This window comes from Bradyrhizobium guangxiense (genome assembly GCF_004114915.1).
GTDB classification, from domain to species: Bacteria; Pseudomonadota; Alphaproteobacteria; order Rhizobiales; family Xanthobacteraceae; genus Bradyrhizobium; species Bradyrhizobium guangxiense.
The window spans coordinates 2,135,010-2,152,085 of record NZ_CP022219.1; the positions used below are offsets into that span (position 1 = coordinate 2,135,010).

17 protein-coding genes are annotated in these 17,076 nt (G+C 64.6%); 11 read left to right on the top strand and 6 right to left on the bottom strand.

The window, feature by feature from the left end:
* Positions 1-18: 18 nt before the first annotated feature.
* Positions 19-708 carry a hypothetical protein gene (locus tag X268_RS09940; protein WP_128924774.1) on the bottom strand — a complete coding sequence of 230 codons (690 nt, stop codon included), beginning with the start codon at positions 706-708 and terminating at the stop codon, positions 19-21.
* Positions 709-876: 168 nt separating this feature from the next.
* On the opposite strand from X268_RS09940, the gene X268_RS09945 reads away from it, so the two are divergent.
* The 4 genes from X268_RS09945 to X268_RS09960 all read left to right on the top strand — a co-directional run bounded on the left by X268_RS09945 (position 877) and on the right by X268_RS09960 (position 2,893).
* Entirely contained in the window at positions 877-1,797 is a 921-nt protein-coding gene (locus X268_RS09945; RefSeq protein WP_245477844.1) for an alpha/beta hydrolase family protein, read from the top strand.
* A gap of 227 nt (positions 1,798-2,024) precedes the next feature.
* Positions 2,025-2,234, top strand: a complete 210-nt coding sequence (locus X268_RS09950; RefSeq protein ID WP_027558854.1) for a cold-shock protein — start codon at positions 2,025-2,027, stop codon at positions 2,232-2,234.
* Positions 2,235-2,347: 113 nt separating this feature from the next.
* Positions 2,348-2,614 carry a transcriptional regulator gene (locus tag X268_RS09955; RefSeq protein ID WP_128924776.1) on the top strand — a complete coding sequence of 89 codons (267 nt, stop codon included), beginning with the start codon at positions 2,348-2,350 and terminating at the stop codon, positions 2,612-2,614.
* 54 nt (positions 2,615-2,668) lie between these two features.
* Positions 2,669-2,893 (top strand): hypothetical protein, encoded by a 225-nt coding sequence (locus tag X268_RS09960; RefSeq protein WP_128924777.1) that lies wholly within the window; start codon positions 2,669-2,671, stop codon positions 2,891-2,893.
* A gap of 11 nt (positions 2,894-2,904) precedes the next feature.
* On the opposite strand, the gene X268_RS09965 is transcribed toward X268_RS09960, so the two are convergent.
* From X268_RS09965 to X268_RS09985, 5 genes are all read right to left on the bottom strand, one after another.
* Positions 2,905-3,147, bottom strand: coding sequence for a DUF6894 family protein (locus X268_RS09965; protein ID WP_128924778.1), 243 nt, complete (start codon positions 3,145-3,147; stop codon positions 2,905-2,907).
* A 4-nt stretch (positions 3,148-3,151) separates the two neighbouring features.
* Positions 3,152-3,334 carry a hypothetical protein gene (locus tag X268_RS09970; RefSeq protein ID WP_128929207.1) on the bottom strand — a complete coding sequence of 61 codons (183 nt, stop codon included), beginning with the start codon at positions 3,332-3,334 and terminating at the stop codon, positions 3,152-3,154.
* Positions 3,335-3,830: 496 nt separating this feature from the next.
* Positions 3,831-5,108 carry a formyl-CoA transferase gene (gene frc, locus X268_RS09975; protein ID WP_128924779.1) on the bottom strand — a complete coding sequence of 426 codons (1,278 nt, stop codon included), beginning with the start codon at positions 5,106-5,108 and terminating at the stop codon, positions 3,831-3,833.
* A 64-nt stretch (positions 5,109-5,172) separates the two neighbouring features.
* Positions 5,173-6,906, bottom strand: a complete 1,734-nt coding sequence (gene oxc, locus X268_RS09980) for an oxalyl-CoA decarboxylase (protein ID WP_128924780.1) — start codon at positions 6,904-6,906, stop codon at positions 5,173-5,175.
* A 73-nt stretch (positions 6,907-6,979) separates the two neighbouring features.
* Positions 6,980-7,675, bottom strand: coding sequence for a GntR family transcriptional regulator (locus X268_RS09985; RefSeq protein WP_164938111.1), 696 nt, complete (start codon positions 7,673-7,675; stop codon positions 6,980-6,982).
* A 350-nt stretch (positions 7,676-8,025) separates the two neighbouring features.
* Between X268_RS09985 and X268_RS09990 the strand changes: the two genes are divergently transcribed.
* From X268_RS09990 to X268_RS10020, 7 genes are all read left to right on the top strand, one after another.
* Complete coding sequence (locus tag X268_RS09990) at positions 8,026-10,155, top strand: acetate--CoA ligase family protein (protein ID WP_128924782.1); 2,130 nt, start codon at positions 8,026-8,028, stop codon at positions 10,153-10,155.
* Positions 10,156-10,319: 164 nt separating this feature from the next.
* On the top strand, positions 10,320-11,159 hold the full coding sequence (locus X268_RS09995) for an IclR family transcriptional regulator (protein ID WP_164938112.1): 840 nt from the start codon (positions 10,320-10,322) through the stop codon (positions 11,157-11,159).
* Between the two features lie 106 nt (positions 11,160-11,265).
* Positions 11,266-12,234, top strand: a complete 969-nt coding sequence (locus X268_RS10000; RefSeq protein ID WP_128924784.1) for a Bug family tripartite tricarboxylate transporter substrate binding protein — start codon at positions 11,266-11,268, stop codon at positions 12,232-12,234.
* On the top strand, positions 12,231-12,716 hold the full coding sequence (locus X268_RS10005; RefSeq protein WP_128924785.1) for a tripartite tricarboxylate transporter TctB family protein: 486 nt from the start codon (positions 12,231-12,233) through the stop codon (positions 12,714-12,716). Before X268_RS10000 ends, X268_RS10005 begins: the two co-directional genes overlap by 4 nt.
* Positions 12,716-14,215, top strand: a complete 1,500-nt coding sequence (locus X268_RS10010; RefSeq protein WP_128924786.1) for a tripartite tricarboxylate transporter permease — start codon at positions 12,716-12,718, stop codon at positions 14,213-14,215. Before X268_RS10005 ends, X268_RS10010 begins: the two co-directional genes overlap by 1 nt.
* A 53-nt stretch (positions 14,216-14,268) precedes the next feature.
* Positions 14,269-15,069: an NYN domain-containing protein gene (locus X268_RS10015; RefSeq protein WP_128924787.1), complete on the top strand. Its 801-nt coding sequence runs from the start codon at positions 14,269-14,271 to the stop codon at positions 15,067-15,069.
* An 85-nt stretch (positions 15,070-15,154) separates the two neighbouring features.
* Positions 15,155-16,957: an adenine deaminase C-terminal domain-containing protein gene (locus tag X268_RS10020; RefSeq protein ID WP_128924788.1), complete on the top strand. Its 1,803-nt coding sequence runs from the start codon at positions 15,155-15,157 to the stop codon at positions 16,955-16,957.
* The last annotated feature ends 119 nt before the right edge of the window (positions 16,958-17,076 follow it).

Consider the following 17,076-nt stretch of genomic DNA (forward strand, 5'->3'; position numbering starts at 1 on the left):
GGCTGATCTTGCTCGATGTCAAATCGCCGCCACGTCCTGTGGCGTCATCGTGAACGCCAGCCGGTAGCGGCCGACCGTCGGGTGATCTTGAGCCCCCGCCGCATGCAGCACCGATGGCGCCAACTGTGCGATTACCGCACTCTCGACGGCGTCGGCATCGTAACCCGACAGCAGCACGATCCAGTCGGCAGCGCCGTCCTTGCCGCGGATCTGCTGTTCGGTGGTGGGCGCATTCGTCCGGGGCGTGTCGGTGAGGAGGAGGTGGGCACCGGTCAGCCCCGGCTGCTGCGCCAGCGCGCCGAGCATTTCCGAAAGGCGCGCCTGCAGCGCCGCTTCCCGTCCGGCCTCCGGTGACAGCCTGATGGTGGCGAGCGAAGTGGCCACACCCCCGCCAAAGCTGGCAACGATCCGGCACTGGCTACGGATCATGCCGAGATGATGCGGCATCATCTTCATCGACCATGGCGTCGGTGCGTTGAGCCGGTCGAGATAGCCTTTCGATGTGAGGACGTCGTAATGCTCGAGCTCGTAGAGCACGAAAAAACCTTCGGCGTCGGTCGTGCTGGTCCATCGCGACCCGCGCCGAAAGCCCGGAATGCTCATCCGCTCCGGAAAGTGCTCATGCGAATGCCAGTCGCCGAACGCGGCGCGCTGCGCGGGGCGAACGCTCCACCACATTGCGACGGCGGCCTTGCCGAGCAGTGACATGCTGACCTCCCTCTCGTCGTCCCGCAGATTGCTTCAGGATGCGCTCCTGATCAATCAGCCACAATTCCGCTATCGTTCCCCGCTCAGCTCCAGCGCGAAATCGGGGGACTTTCGTTGCGCTGCACGCTTTGGGCTGTTGCCGTCATCCTCTGCTGTCTCGGCTCGTCTGTGCAGGCTGCAGGCATTCAGCTTCTCCAGTCCGATCCGGCCCTGTCGGGTGCAATCTGGTATCCGTGCGCGAGCGAGCCGACGCGGGTGGCGCTGGGCAGTTTGTCGGTTGGCGCCGATTTCGGCCTGAAGGGCGCGAAGGATTGTCCTGTCGCGGGTGCGAAGCTGCCGCTGGTCATCTACTCGCACGGCCGGGGCGGATTTTTCGGCCAGCAGCATGACACAGCGGAGGCGCTGGCCGATGCCGGCTTCATCGTCGCCGCCATCAATCATCCCGGCGATACGTTCAGCGACTCCTCAAGGCGCGATACCCTGTCGGTCTGGGGATCGCGCCCGGCGGACATCGTGCGCCTGCTTGATTTTCTGTTGAACGACTGGAAGGACCGGGCGGCGATCGATTCCGCCGGGGTCGGGTTTTTCGGCTTCTCGCTCGGAGGGGCGACTGGTCTCGTACTGATGGGGACCACGCCGGATTTCGCCAGGGTCGCCAGCCTCTGCAAGGAGACGACCGGCGTGTGCGCACAACTTCACAACGGCGAGACGCCGCCTGAGCCGATACGGGATGCACGTATCCGCGCTGCCGTCATCGTTGATCCTGTGCCGGCCGTCCTGACGCGGGAGAACCTCGCCCTGGTCAAAGTCCCTTTCCAGTTCTGGCGATCGCAGTTCGGCGGACCCGGCGTCGGCGATGGCTCGGGCAACGCGCGCGTCGCGGAGGGCCTGCCCGGCAAGCCCGACATTCACGTCGTGCCGGCCGGCCACTATGCGTTCCTCGCGCCGTGCTCGGCCGATCTCGCCGCGGCTGCTCCGCGCATCTGCACCGATGTGCCGGTAGGCTTCGACCGTGCAGGCTTTCATCGCGAGTTCAACGCGGCGGTGCTGCAGTTCTTTCGCGAGCAACTTGGCGGTGGAGGCCGCTGACTGCCGCGGCGAATCCCTTGGCCTGCGAAGGTTCCAAAGAAGCCGCGCGATTAAATCCGCAGGAAGCCTTGCTAAGGTCGATGGCGAGGTATACGCTCGTTCTTGTTCGTTCACCGCTGTGCTTGTTGAATGCGCCTGCGGGCTCCTTTTCCAGAGACATCGACGAATTGAATTGGGTCTGCGTGATCGTCACGCGGAACGCGCGTCTGTGCGCTTTGGAGAAGAGAATGACGACAGGTACTGTGAAGTGGTTCAACGGCCAGAAGGGCTTTGGATTCATTCAACCCGACGACGGCGGCAATGACGTGTTCGTTCACGTCAGCGCGGTCGAGCGGGCTGGTCTTGCAGGTCTCGCCGAGGGCCAGAAGGTCAACTTCGAGACCAAGACCGATAAGATGCGGGGCAAGGTCAGCGCAGAGAATCTCTCGCTGGCTTGAGCTCTGTACGGCCGTTTCACGGATGTACTGGAACGGCTATGCAACCCGCTCGATCGTAAGGGATTGAGCGGGTTCTCTCCGTTGCCGGGTAGGCGAAAGGCGAGCGCGACGAGATGAGCGGCAAGAAATCGGCCGAACGGTCGCCCGAGTCCATCGCTCGGTCCGAGCGCCAACGCTTGGCCGCCGAAGAGGGAGCGCGCGCGATCGCCGATGTCGAAAGGCACGCTGTCGACGTCCGCAAGAACATGGCGCGGCTTCGCGAGCTGCGTGAGGCCAGGGAAGCCGCCGAGGAAGCAGCCGAGCAAGCGGCCGATGCCAGTCTTCCCGCATCGTCGCCGGCGCCTGCAGCGAAGAAGCGCCGGAGGAAATTGCCGAGATAGCCGCATTCGATCGTGCAGGCGACAATCTGATAAGGGCCGTTCACATGCGAAAGAGTGCAGGTCGTGCCTAGGATCAAACCGGATGGTGGCGGCACAATCACCTTCTTCCTTGCGCTCGGCGCAGGCAGACAGCTATGCCGTCTTGCGACGACCTTTCGGACGCAGAAGCAGGCCTTCAGCTATCTTCAGAAGTATCGGACGGAGTTCGAGCGCATCGCGCGGGCACAGCTCGCCTCCGGAGAGCTCGAGGACGGCGTCATCGTCCTCTCGATGCTCTGAAGCCTGCGATCTCAACCGTTCGACCGTGCGGTCCCGAACAGGAATGCCGCCCGAAAGATCGGTCCATCGTCATCGCGAACCTCGATCGCCAGGCTGCCGCTGCTGGCGGACGGCACGAGGTCTTTGGCGGTGTCCGCAAGCGACAGCGCAGCTTCGATCTCGGCAGCCCTCTGGTTCGCCAGGGTCAGTCCCTCTTCGTCCACAGAGAGTGTCTGGCCGTCCCTGATGTCGAAGTAATAATGCGGCACCGGCATTCCTTTATGTACGACGATTTCCCTGCTTGGCCTCTCGCGCCAGCCGTTCCGCTTTCAGGCGCTCGCGATTTTCGTCATGGGATTGTTGTGCCTTTGCATAGTCGGTCATCGGCTTCTTGGTCTCGACCGGCTTGAATGCCTTGTTGGCCTCCCGCAGAGCCCGGGACGCGGGATGATCTCTCGTCATGTCGACCTCGATGTCGGCGAATGGGCGCGATCTCGAAACGCGCCTGACCGGCGTGTCCAGCTCGCGGGCCGGTAGCGTCTGACTTGTCGTCGGATGGCCGGCTGCGCTCCAAGCGGGCGCCGGTGCAGGAGATAACGAGCCGGAACCCCGTCCGTTCCTTTCAGGCGGCTTCAATTCGGCGTTGGCGCTTCCTCAGAGCTCCCGGGGCAACTCGCTTGGCATCAACAAAAGAGCCCGCTGCAGCCGAAGGCTGCGGGGGTGATGCCGTGGGGAGCAGGACGTTCGGCTTCTCCGACCTTGGCATAGTACCCGTGTTTTGCCCGACGGCGCAAAGGCGATTCGCGAATACGAAATCTCTTTGCTGCCAGTGCGTTGGCTACTGTGCATGGGGTTGTTTTTCAGTTTTTGAGTTTGGGCCTGCGACAGCATGGCCTTGCCGACGCAAAAAGGGCCGCCCCTTCGGGCGGCCCTTTCGTCTCGTCCAAGGTGATGCCGCTTACTCGGCGGCCTGCTTCTGCGGCGGGTCGAGCGCGCCGGACTTGTGGATCTCGGCGACCTGGTGATCGCTGAAGCCGAGCACCGAGCGCAGGATCTCGTCGGTGTGCTCGCCGAGCAGCGGGGAGCGCTGCACATCGCTCGGGCTATCCGACAGCTTGATCGGGTTGCCGACCGAGAGGTACTTGCCGCGGGTGGGGTGGTCGACCTCGACCACGGTGCCGGTCGCGCGCAGCGACTGGTCTTCGGCGAGCTCCTTCATCGACAGGATCGGACCGCAGGGGATGTCGTCCTTGTTGAGGATCTCCATCGCCTCGAACTTGGTCTTGGTCATCGTCCACTGCTCGATGCGGGCGAAGATCTCGTTCAGGCGCGGCAGGCGAGCGGCGGGCTTGGCGTAATTCGGATCGGTCTTCCAGGTGGGCTCGCCGATCACGTCGCAGATCTTCTCCCAGACCGGGGCCTGGGTGATGAAGTAGATATAGGCGTTGGGATCGGTCTCCCAGCCCTTGCACTTCAGGATGCGGCCGGGCTGGCCGCCGCCGGAATCGTTGCCGGCGCGCGGCACGGCATCGCCGAACGGAATGCCTTCGCCGAACTGGCTGTATTCCTTCAAGGGGCCGTGGGCGAGGCGCTGCTGGTCACGCAGCTTGACGCGGGAGAGGTTGAGCACGCCGTCCTGCATCGCAGCCGTGACGCGCTGGCCCTTGCCCGAATGCGTGCGCTGATAGAGCGCGGTGACGATGCCGAGCGCCAAGTGCAGGCCGGTGCCGGAATCGCCGATCTGCGCGCCGGTCACGAGCGGCAGGCCGTCGCGGAAGCCGGTGGTGGAGGCGGCGCCGCCGGTGCACTGGGCGACGTTCTCATAGACCTTGCAGTCCTCGTAGGGTCCGGGGCCAAAGCCCTTGATCGAGGCGACGATCATCTTCGGGTTGATCGCCTGGATCTTCTCCCAGGGGAAGCCCATGCGGTCGAGCACGCCGGGGCCGAAATTCTCCACCAGCACGTCGCACTTCTTGATCAGCTCGGTCAGGACTTCCTTGCCCTTGGGGTTCTTGGTGTCGAGCGTGATCGAGCGCTTGTTGTGGTTGAGCATGGTGAAATACAGGCTGTCCACGTTCGGGATGTCCTGCAGCTGGCCGCGGGTGATGTCACCCACGCCCGGGCGTTCCACCTTGATCACGTCGGCGCCGAACCAGGCCAGCAGCTGCGTGCAGGTCGGTCCGGACTGGACGTGGGTGAAGTCGAGAATGCGAACGCCCGTGAGCGCTTTGGTCATCATGTTGCTCCGTACACTGTGTCTGCCCCTGCACCCGCAGGGAATAAAGGGTTGAGGGGTGGACTTACTTCTTCTTCTGCAGAACGCTCTGCGGATTGAGGTTGCCGATGCGGCCGCTCTCCGAGCCCGCGGCCGGATCGATCACCGCGTTGATGAGTGTCGGTTTGCCGGACTTCATCGCCTCGTTGACGGCGCGCTTGAGCTCGTCGGGCGAGGTCGCGTTCACGCCGACGCCGCCGAAGGCTTCCATCATCTTGTCGTAGCGCGCGCCCTTGACGAACACGGTGGTTGCCGGGTCGGCGTTGGCGCCGTTGACGTCGGTGCCGCGATAGATGCCGTCATTGTTGAAGATGACGACGCAGATCGGAAGGTTGTAGCGGCAGATGGTCTCGACCTCCATGCCGGAGAAGCCGAAGGCCGAGTCGCCCTCCACCGCGAGCACGGGATGACCGGTCTCGAGTGCGGCCGCGATCGCCTGGCCCATGCCGATGCCCATCACGCCCCAGGTGCCGACGTCGAGACGCTTGCGGGGCTTGTACATGTCGATGACGCCGCGGGCGAGGTCGAGCGTGTTGGCACCCTCGTTGACGAGGATCGCCTCGGGATATTCCTTGATGACGTTCTTCAGCACGCCGAGCGCGCCGTGATAGTCCATCGGCGATTTATTGTTCATGAGCTTCGGCGCCATCTTGGCGACGTTCTCTTCGCGCTTGGTCGAGACGGCCTTGGTCCAGTCGGCTGGCGGGGCAGTCCAGGCTGATCCCATCGCCTGATTGAAGGCGGAGACCACCGAGCCGATGTCGCCGACGACGGGCGCGACGATCTCGACGTTGGAGTCCATCTCCTTCGGCTCGATGTCGACCTGGATGAACTTCTTCGGCGTCTCGCCCCAGCTCTTGCCCTTGCCATGCGAGAGCAGCCAGTTCAGCCGCGCGCCGATCAGCATGACGACATCGGACTCCTTCAGCACGGTCGAGCGGGCCGCGCCGGCGCACTGCGGATGGGTGTCGGGCAGCAGGCCCTTGGCCATGCTCATGGGCAGGAACGGAACGCCGCTCTTCTCGACGAAGCTCTTGATCTCTTCATCCGCCTGCGCGTAGGCCGCGCCCTTGCCGAGGATGATGAGCGGACGCTTGGCGCTCTTCAGCACGTCGAGCGCGCGCTTCACCGAAGCGGGCGAGGGGATCTGTGCGGGCGCAGCATCGATCACCTTCACCAGCGACTTCTGGCCGGCGTCGGCGTTCATGACCTGGCCGAACAGCTTCGCCGGCAGGTCGAGATAGACGCCGCCCGGACGGCCCGAGACCGCGGCGCGGATGGCGCGGGCGAAACCGATGCCGATGTCCTGGGCGTGCAGCACGCGATAGGCTGCCTTGCACAGCGGCTTTGCGATCGCGAGCTGGTCCATCTCCTCGTAGTCGCCCTGCTGGAGGTCGACGATCTCGCGCTCGGAGGAGCCGGAGACCAGGATCATCGGATAGCAATTGGTGGTGGCGTGCGCGAGCGCGGTGAGACCGTTGAGGAAGCCGGGCGCGGAGACCGTGAGGCAGACGCCGGGCTTCTTGGTGAGATAGCCAGCGATGCCTGCGGCGTAGCCGGCGTTCTGCTCGTGGCGGAAAGAGATCACGCGAATGCCGGCGGCCTGCGCCATGCGGCCCAAATCCGTGATCGGGATGCCCGGCACATTGTAGATGGTGTTGATGCCGTTCAGCTTGAGCGCGTCGATGACGAGATGGAAGCCATCCGTCAGTTCTTGCTCGGTGCCCGGTGCCTCGGACTTGGTCGCGGTATTCAGCATGGGCCTTGTCTCCCTGGTCTCAGATAGTGGGGCGAATTTTTCGCCCTTCTGGTGAACGTTGCTAAGTGAAGAGTTACGTGAACAGTTCTTGGCCGTGCGCTTCGACGTAGGCGGCAAGGCCGAGAGTGTGGTCGCGGGCGCGCTTCTCGGCGAGCTCGGTGTCGCGTGCCTCCAGCGCCTCGATCATGGCGAGATGCTCGGGCAGCGAGGTCGCGGTGCGGTCCTTGCGGCCGATGGTCAGCTGGCGATAGCCGCGCACGTGCAGCAAGAGGTCGTTGGTGAGGTCGACCAGCACCGGCGATTCCGACAGCGAGATCAGCGCCTGGTGGAAGGCGATGTTGGCCTTGGAATATTCCTCGACATGATCCTCGGGCAGACGGTCCTTGCCGAAATCCTTGAAGAAGTCGCGCAGCGCCGTGATGTCCTTCTTCCGCGCGGTGGTGGTGATGAGGCGCGCGGCCATGCTCTCGAGCGCCGCCCAGGCGCGGATCATGTCGACGATCTCGCTCTTGGTCCGGCGCACCACCATGATGCCGCGGCGCGGTACCGTCTTCACGAAGCCGTCCTGTTCCAGCATCGCGATGGCTTCACGGATCGGGGTGCGGCTGACGCCGAGGCGTTCGGACAAAGCGCGCTCGTCGAGCATCACCGGCTCGGGCGTCGAATAGATGTCCATCTTGAGGATCGCTTCCTTCAAGGCGTCATACGCCTTGTTCTTGAAGCTGCTCTCCGGGGCAATACGAACGATTGCGATGTCTGCCTCGGCCATGTTCGGCAACGCCTTGGTTGGTTTCCGTAGTGACACGACGAATCTCCTCCAGTGGGAGTCGTCTTTTACAGGAATATTGGCTGGAAAGTTTTTGGCATACCACATGCCAGAATGTCAAGCTGCCTATTTTTTGCGGTGTTCTGCGGCATGCAGCGGCTTGACAAGTTGGCTTCTGGCATACCAAATGCCATCGCCAGCCATTTTTGATCCAGGGCGGCGGAGTAGTCTCAGGCGTCATGCCGCTCCGGCCCGCGACATGGAACAGAGCGCGGCGAATGGCAAGCATCACGGGCAGCCGCAAATACGCGCGCGCTTTGAAAAGAACGAACTGAGGTCAAGGGAGAAGCCACATGTCCAATTCCAAAGATGCCGTCCGCAAGGTGCTTGACCAGGTCAAGGCGGACAACCGCACCAGCCTGACGGCTCCGGAAGGCAAGCTGGTCTGCGACGCCTACGGCATTCCGGTGCCGAAGGAGGGCGTGGCCAAGTCGGCGGGCGAGGCCGGCAAGATGGCCTCCTCGATGGGCTTCCCGGTGGTGATGAAGATCGTCTCGCCGGACATTCTCCACAAGACCGAAGCAGGCGGCGTCATCGTCGGCCTCAAGACGGCTGACGAGGCCGAGAAGGCCTACGAGACCATTCTTGGCAACGCCAAGAAGTACAAGGCCGATGCCAAGATCGAAGGCGTCCAGGTGCAGCAGATGCTGACCGGCGGCACCGAGGTCATCGTCGGCTCGATCACCGACGGCTCGTTCGGCAAGCTGGTCGCCTTCGGCCTCGGCGGCGTGCTGGTCGAGGTGCTCAAGGACATCACCTTCCGCCTCGCGCCGGCGACCAAGGAAGACGCACTCTCAATGCTCGACGGCATCCAGGCGCATGAGATTCTCAAGGGCGTACGCGGCAGCGAGCCGGTGAACCGCAATGCTCTCGCCGAAATCATCGTCAAGGTCTCGCAGCTCGTCACCGATTTCCCCGAGATTGTCGAACTCGACCTCAATCCGGTGTTCGCGACGCCGAAGGGGGCGACCGCCGCCGACGTGCGCATCGTCGTCGACTTCGCCTACAAGCCGAGGCCGAAGCCGCGTCCGACCGAAGAGATCGTCGTGGCGATGAACCGCATCATGCAGCCGAAGGCGGTCGCCGTGATCGGCGCCTCCGCGGAGGACGGCAAGATCGGCAATTCGGTGATGAAGAACCTCATCAACGGCGGCTACAAGGGCGAGATCATTCCGATCCATCCCAAGGCCGCCGAGATTCTTGGTTACAAGGCGTACAAGAGCGTCAAGGATGTGCCTGGCGTGATCGACGTCGCGGTGTTCGCGATCCCTGCGAAATTCGTCGCCGGCGCGCTCACCGAATGCGGCGAGAAGAAAATTCCGGGCGCGGTGCTGATCCCGTCGGGCTTCGCCGAAGCCGGCGCGCCGGAGCTGCAGGCCGAGATCGTCGAGGTCGGCAAGAAGTACGACATCCGCCTGATGGGGCCGAACATCTACGGCTTCTACTATCCGCCCGCCAATCTCTGCGCGACCTTCTGCACGGCCTACGACGTGAAGGGCCACGCGGCGCTGTCGTCGCAATCGGGCGGCATCGGCATGGCCATCATCGGCTTCTCGCGCTCGGCGAAGATGGGCGTCTCGGCGATCGTCGGCCTCGGCAACAAGTCCGATATCGACGAGGACGATCTGCTCGCCTTCTTCGAGCAGGATCCGAACACGAACCTGATCGCCCAGCACTGCGAAGACCTCAAGGACGGCCGCGCCTTCGCGGAAGCCGCCAAGCGCGTCTCCAAGAAGAAGCCGGTCGTCGTGCTCAAGGCCGGCCGCACCTCGGCGGGTGCCAAGGCGGCGTCCTCGCACACCGGCGCGCTCGCCGGTAACGACCGCATCTACGAGGATGTGTTCAAGCAGTCCGGCGTGATCCGCGCGCGCAGCCTTCGGCAGCTGCTCGAATTCGCCCGCGGTGTGCCGGTGCTGCCGACGCCGAAGGGCGAGAATGTGCTGATCATAACCGGTGCCGGCGGCTCGGGCGTGCTGCTGTCGGACTCCTGTGTCGACAACGGCCTGTCGCTGATGTCGATGCCGCCGGATCTCGATGCGGCGTTCCGCAAGTTCATCCCGCCGTTCGGCGCGGCCGGAAATCCTGTGGATATCACCGGCGGCGAGCCGCCGATCACCTACGTCAACACTGTGAAGCTCGGTCTGTCGGACGAGCGCATCCACGCGCTGATCCTCGGTTACTGGCACACCATCGTCCCCCCGCCGATGGTGTTCGCCCGCAACATGGTCGAGGTGAAGAAGGAGATGGAGGCCAAGGGCTTTGTGAAGCCGATGGTCGCCTCGCTCGCCGGCGACGTCGAGGTCGAGGAGGCCGCCGAATATCTCTACCAGAACGGCATCCCGGCCTATGCCTACTCGACCGAGCTGCCGGTCGAGGTGCTTGGCGCCAAGTACAAATGGGCGCGCGGGGCAGGGCTGCTCTGAGCCTAACTCTCCTGTCATCCCCGGGGCGATGCGGAGCATCGAACTATGGTGCGCACTTGCGCACCTGAGGATCTCGAGATTCCGGGTCTGGTACGCCAGGCCCGCGCTGCGCGCAGTCCCGGCGCACCATCCCGGAACGACGGATGCACAAGCGGCAGGTCGCGATGAGCAAGAACGTGATCCGGCGCAAATCGCTCGAGCCCAGATCGACTGCCGACGCCGAGCACGAGACCCGCGACGGCGGCGTTCAGTCGGTCGACCGCGCGCTGTCGATCCTGGAAACGCTGGCTGAGGATGACGAGGGCTATCGCCTCAGAGACTTGGCGATCCGCACGGGATTGTCGGCCTCGACCGTGCATCGCCTGCTCGCAACCCTGGAAAGCCGCCGCTTCGTCCAGTTCGACCGCGCCGAATCCAAATGGCACGTCGGCTCGCGTGCCTTCACGGTCGGCGCGAGCTTTGCGCGGCGGCGCAATTTCTCCGCGCAGGCGATTCCCTATCTTCGCAAGCTGCGCGATCTCACCCGCGAGACCGCCAACCTCGCCGTGGTCGACGACGAATTCATCATCTTGCTGACCCGCATGGAGAGCCGTGAGATCATGCGCTCGTTGACCCAGGTCGGCGGCCGCGTCGCCATGGTGACGTCGGGCGTCGGCAAGGCGGTGCTCGCGACCTATTCCGACGAGGATGTCGGCGCGGTCATTCGCCACCATGGCATGCCCCGCCTGACCGAGAAGTCGATCGTGCGGCCGAGCGACCTGTTCAGGGAGCTCGAAAAGATCCGCCAGCAGGGCTTTGCGATCGATGACGAGGAGGCGTGCATGGGCCTGCGCTGCATCGCCGCGGTGGTATACAACGACTGCGCCGAGCCGCTCGCGGCGATCTCGGTCTCGGGCATGACCAGCCGCCTGACCGACGACCGATTGCCTGAGGTCGGCCAAATCGTACGCGACGTCGCGGGCGAGCTGACTGTCGCGCTGGGTGGGGTGATGCCGCCCCACTAACTCGGAAATCTGGGCGCGGTCGCTGGACAGCATGGGCCGTTTTGGCTGATATGCGGCCAAACGACACAATGCGGCAACCGTCCGCATGAGCCTGGAGAGCGTCCTGATGTTCCAATTTTTTGCGCGCCTTGCCGGCGCAGCCGTCGCGCTGACCCTTGCAGCGGCGACGGCCGCTTTTGCCCAGCAGCTCGAGCTCAAGCTGATGGCGCCGGCGGCTCCCGGCGGCGGCTGGGATCAGACCGCGCGCTCGATGCAGCAGGCGCTTGTCGCCTCCGGTGTCGCGCGCAGCGTGCAGGTCACCAACGTTCCCGGTGCGGGCGGCAGCGTCGGCATCGCCCAGTTCGTCAACGGCGCCAAGGGCGACGGCAACCAGATGATGGTCAACGGCTTCGTCATGGTGGGCGCGCTCGCCATGAACAAGTCACCGGTGACGCTCGAGCAGGTGACGCCGATCGCGCGCCTCACCGAGGAAATCCAGGTGATCGTGGTTCCCGCCAATTCGCCGATCAAGACCGCGCAGGATCTGGCCGCTGCGGTGAAGGCCGACATTGCCAAGGTGACCTTCGCCGGCGGCTCGGCCGGCGGCGTCGACCATGTCATGGCGGCGTTGTTCGCCGGCGCAGTCGGCGCCGACGCCAAGAAGATCAACTACATCCCGTTCTCCGGCGGCGGCGAATCGCTCGCGGCGATCCTCGGCGGCAAAGTCACTGCGGGCATTTCGGGCCTCAGCGAATATGAAGGGCAGATCAAGTCCGGCAAGCTGCGCGCGATCGGCGTGACCTCGGAGAAGCGCATCGCCGGCAGCGACATCCCGACCTTCAAGGAGCAGGGCATCGACCTCGTGATCGCCAACTGGCGTTCGGTGGTCGCGCCTCCCGGCATCACGCCGGAGCAGAAGAAGACGCTGAGCGATGCGGTCGAGAAGATGGTGAAGTCGGACGCCTGGAAGGAGATCCTCAAGCAGAAGGGCTGGGAGGATGCCTATCTCGGCGGTGACGCCTTCGCCGACTTCCTGAAGAAGGAGACGGTGCGCGTCACCGACGTGCTGAAATCGGTCGGCCTCGTCAAGTCATGACCTCGGGCGATCCGGCTCAGCCGCCGCGGCGCGTGGATCGCGCCGGCCTCGTCATCGCTGCATTGCTCGCAGGTCTCGCCGCGGTGCTGGTCTGGGACGCGCGCGGCCTGCAATCTGCCGCGATGTACGGAATGGGACCGGAGGCGATGCCGGTCGTGGTCGCGAGCGGTCTTGCGCTGCTTGCGATCGGCAATTTCATCGATGCGCTGCGCGGCAATTTGCCGGCGCGCGAGAGCGCCGACCCGGTGCCGGTGGTCTTGATTCTCATCGGCCTTGCGCTGCTGATCGCCATCATCGGTTTCGGCGGCGGCTTCATCCTGGCGACCTCGGCGCTGTTCGTGACGACGTCGGCGGCGTTCGGACGCCGCGCCATCCTCGTCGACGCCATCATCGCGCTGGTGATGTCGACCCTGATCTATCTCGCGTTCGACCGGCTGTTGACGCTGAGCCTTCCGACCGGCCCGCTGGAGCGACTGCTGTGATGGACACTTTTGCGGCGCTGGCCCACGGCATGGCCGTTGCCGTCCAGCCGATAAACCTGCTCTATGCGCTGATCGGCGTGTTCCTCGGCACGGCCGTCGGGGTGCTGCCAGGCATCGGCCCGGCACTGACGGTCGCGCTGCTGCTGCCCGTGACCTACAAGCTCGACCCCGGCGGCTCGCTGATCATGTTTGCCGGCATCTATTATGGCGGCATGTACGGCGGCTCAACCACCGCGATCCTGATCAACACGCCCGGCGAGAGCGCTTCGATGGCGACCGCGCTCGAAGGCAACAAGATGGCCAAGGCCGGCCGTGGCGGGCCGGCTTTGGCGACCTCCGCGATCGGCTCCTTCGTCGCCGGAACCATCGCCACCATCGGTCTCGCCTTCCTCGCGCCATGGCTGGTCGATTTCGCCGTGCGTTTCGGCCCCGAGGACTATTTCGCGCTGATGTGCGTTGCGTTCGTCACGGTGTCGGCGACCTTCGGCGATTCACCGATCCGCGGCCTGACCAGCCTGTTCATCGGCCTGACGCTCGGCCTCGTCGGCATCGACAAGCTGACAGGTCAGGCGCGGCTTGCGTTCGGTGTTCCTGAATTGCTCGACGGCGTCGAGGTGACGACGCTTGCGGTCGGCCTGTTTGCGGTCGGCGAGGCCCTCTACGTCGCCTCGCGCCGCCACCACAGCGAGGAGAAGCTCGAGCCGGTGCGCGGCTCGCTGTGGATGACGAAAGAGGACTGGAAGCGATCGTGGAAGCCGTGGCTACGCGGCACCCTGTTCGGCTTTCCGATCGGCGCGCTGCCGGCGGGCGGTGCGGAGATTCCGACCTTCCTGTCCTATTCGACCGAGAAGCGGCTCACAAAACATCCCGAGGAATTCGGCAAGGGTGCGATCGAAGGCGTGGCCGGCCCTGAAGCTGCCAACAACGCCTCGGCCGCCGGCACGCTGGTGCCGTTGCTGACGTTGGGACTGCCGACCTCGGCCACCGCCGCGATGATGCTGGCGGGGTTCCAGCAATACGGCCTCAACCCGGGGCCGCTGCTGTTCGCCGAACGGCCCGATCTCGTCTGGGGCCTGATCGCCAGCTTGTTCATTGCCAACGTGATGCTGCTGGTGCTGACCCTGCCGCTGGTCGGCCTGTGGGTGCGGCTGCTCGCGATCCCGCAGCCCTGGCTCTATGCCGGCATCCTCGTGTTCGCGACCATGGGCACTATTGCGGCAAAGCCGTCGGTGGTGGAGTTGTCGATGCTGGCCGGTTTCGGCGTGCTCGGCTTCCTGATGCGCCGGTTCGATTTTCCGATCGCGCCTGTCGTCGTCGGCCTGATCCTCGGCCCCATCGCCGAGAGCCAGCTGCGCCGCGCCCTCGCGATCAGCCTCGGCGATCCCATGGCGCTGCTGCAGAGCCCGATCTCGGCGACGCTGCTCGGCGTCGCGCTGATCGCGCTGCTGGCGCCCTTCGTGCTGAAGGGGCTTGGCCGGTTCAAGGCGAACGAGGACTAGTGGTTCCGACGCATGCATCTTTTGATGTTGCGTCCATCTCGTGGGGACATGCCATGCCGTCTGAAGTTCGCTCGCCCCGTCTCGCTGTCCTGATCGATGCTGACAATGCCTCCGCAAAGATCGCGGACGGACTGTTCGAGGAGATTGCCAAGATCGGCGAGGCCAGCGTTCGCCGCATCTACGGCGATTTCTCCAATGCGCGTTCCAGGGGCTGGGCCGACATCCTGTCCAAACATGCGATCATCCCGCAGCAGCAGTTCGCATACACGACAGGAAAGAACGCGTCGGACATTACCCTTGTCATCGACGCGATGGACCTGCTGCACAGCGGACGGTTCGATGGTTTTTGCCTCGTCTCGTCCGACAGCGACTTTACCCGGCTTGCCGCCCGTATCCGGGAGCAGGGCATCGATGTCTTTGGGTTCGGCGAGCAGAAAACGCCGGAAAGCTTCAGGCAGGCCTGCCGAAGGTTCGTCTACACAGAGAACCTGCTGGCCGGCACGACGACCACCCAGGACGCCGCCTCGAGGTCTGCACCGCTTCAACCGCCCGATGCAGCCACGCCCATCATCAAGAAGGTCATCACCCAGATGGAGAGTGAGGACGGTTGGGTCACGCTCGGAGAAGTCGGGCGGCAGCTTGCAAACCTGGCTTCCGATTTCGATCCGAGGACGTTCGGCTTCCGCAAGCTGAGTGATCTCGTGCGAAAGACGAATTCGTTCGAGATCGATGAGGCAAAGGGCCGGTCGATGCGAATCCGGGTCAAGCCTACTGCCGCACCGCCGCCGCGGCGGCGGAACTCGCGGAGATCTGCCGGGTCGGGGACGGCAGGCAGTTCGGCGCCTAAGACGTAAGCAGGGCCTGCCGTCATATTTGCGCTTGCCCGGTTTGGCGCGGGGCGTAACCATCGCTCGCCCGTAACGCCACGCGAGAGTCCCGATGACCAAACTCACCCGTTTCTCCGTCGCGCCGCTGCACAGCATGACGCGGCGTCTGGCCGATGTCGCCTCGGCCCGCCTCGCGCCGGATCTCGTCATCTCGGGCGCGCGGGCGCTTTCGACCTATTCGGAGCGGATCCATCCGGGGCGAGAGGTCTGGATCACCGGCGGCCGCATCGCGGCGGTGAAGCCGGCTGGCACAGCGAAGAAGGTCTGGAGCGATGTTCCGCTGTACGATGCCGCCGGCGGGATCATTGCGCCGGGCCTCGTCGACCCGCACATCCACATCGAGTCCTCGATGGTGACGGCCTGCGCCTATGCCGAGGCCGCGCTGCTCAACGGCACCACGACGATCTTCTGCGACAGCCACGAGATCGGCAACGTCATGGACGTCGCCGGCGTCGAGGCGATGCTGGAGGACGCGCGCGAGGCGCCGCTCTCGATCTTCCTGACGGTGCCTTCGACGGTCCCGGCGACCTCGGCCGAGCTCGAGACGGCGGGCGGCGATCTCACGCCGGACAAGATCGCGGGCCTGTTCGACCGCTGGCCCGAAGCCGTCGCACTCGGCGAGAAGATGGACTTTGTGCCGGTGACGATGGGTGATGAGCGCAGCCATGCGATCCTCGCGGCCGCGTTGCAGCGTGGCCGTCCGGTGTCCGGCCACGTCTACGGCCGCGAATTCGTCGCGGCCTATGCGGCGAGCGGCGTCACCGACACGCATGAGGCAATCGACCGCGATATCGCCGACGATCTGCTCGATGCCGGCGTCTGGGTGTTCTTGCGCGGCGGACCGCCGACGACGCCATGGCATTCGCTGCCGCAGGCCATCCGCACCATCACCGAGCTCGGCGCTTCGCACAAGCGCGCGGCCGTGTGCACCGACGACCGCGACGCCGACGATCTGCTGCTGTTCGGGCTCGACTGGGTGGTGCGCGAAGCTGTCAAGGCGGGCATGTCGCCGGAGCAGTCCTGGTCGATGGGCTCGCTGCATGGCGCGACGCGCTTCGGCATGGATGGCGACATCGGTGGGCTCGGCGGCGGCCGCCGCGCCGATCTCGTGCTGATGGATGATCAGCTCAAGCCGCAATGCACCTGGTATGGCGGCGAGCTCGTGGTCGAGCATGGCAAGATCACGCCACGCCTCGATGAAGCGCTCTCGCAGCGCTATCAATATCCGAAGGCGGCCTATGTCACGGTGAAGCTGCCGGAGAAGGTGAAGCTCACACCGGAGTTGCCGGCAAACGCGTGTAGGGTCAACGCGATCAAGACGGCGCTGCCCGGTATCACGCTGATCCATGAGAAGGTGGCGATCGAGCCCGCAAAGGACTGGCCGTCGCTGTTCGCGCGCTACGGCCTGTGCTTCGTCACGGTAGTCGAGCGCCACGGCAAGTCGGCTGGCAACGTCGCCTACGGTCTGCTGAAGGATTTCGGCCTGAAGCGCGGCGCGGTGGCCTCCAGCGTTGGCCACGACAGCCATAACATCATCGTGGCCGGAACCAACGAGGCCGACATGCAGGTCGCCATCGCCGCCATCAAGACGCACCAGGGCGGCGTTTGCGTCGTTGCCGACGGCAAGGTGAGGGCACTTGTTCCGCTGCCGATCGCGGGGCTGCTCTCCGACAAGCGCGTCACCGAAGTGGCGGAGGAAGTCAAGGCGCTGAAAAAGGAGTGGGCGGAGGCCGGCTGCACCATCCCGTACATGGGCTTCAATTTGATTCCGCTATCGGTCATTCCGGAAATTCGCATCACCGACAAGGGCCTCGTGCTGGTGCCGCAGATGGAACTGGCGCCGCTGTTCGAGTGAAACGGCTTTCACGCATCTCGTGATCTAACCGCTTGAGACGCCCACGATTTTCTCGTGGCTGCCGCATCGTGGAAAATAAAATCGATCTCGTTGAGATCGGCTTCTGCGCACCTGATGAT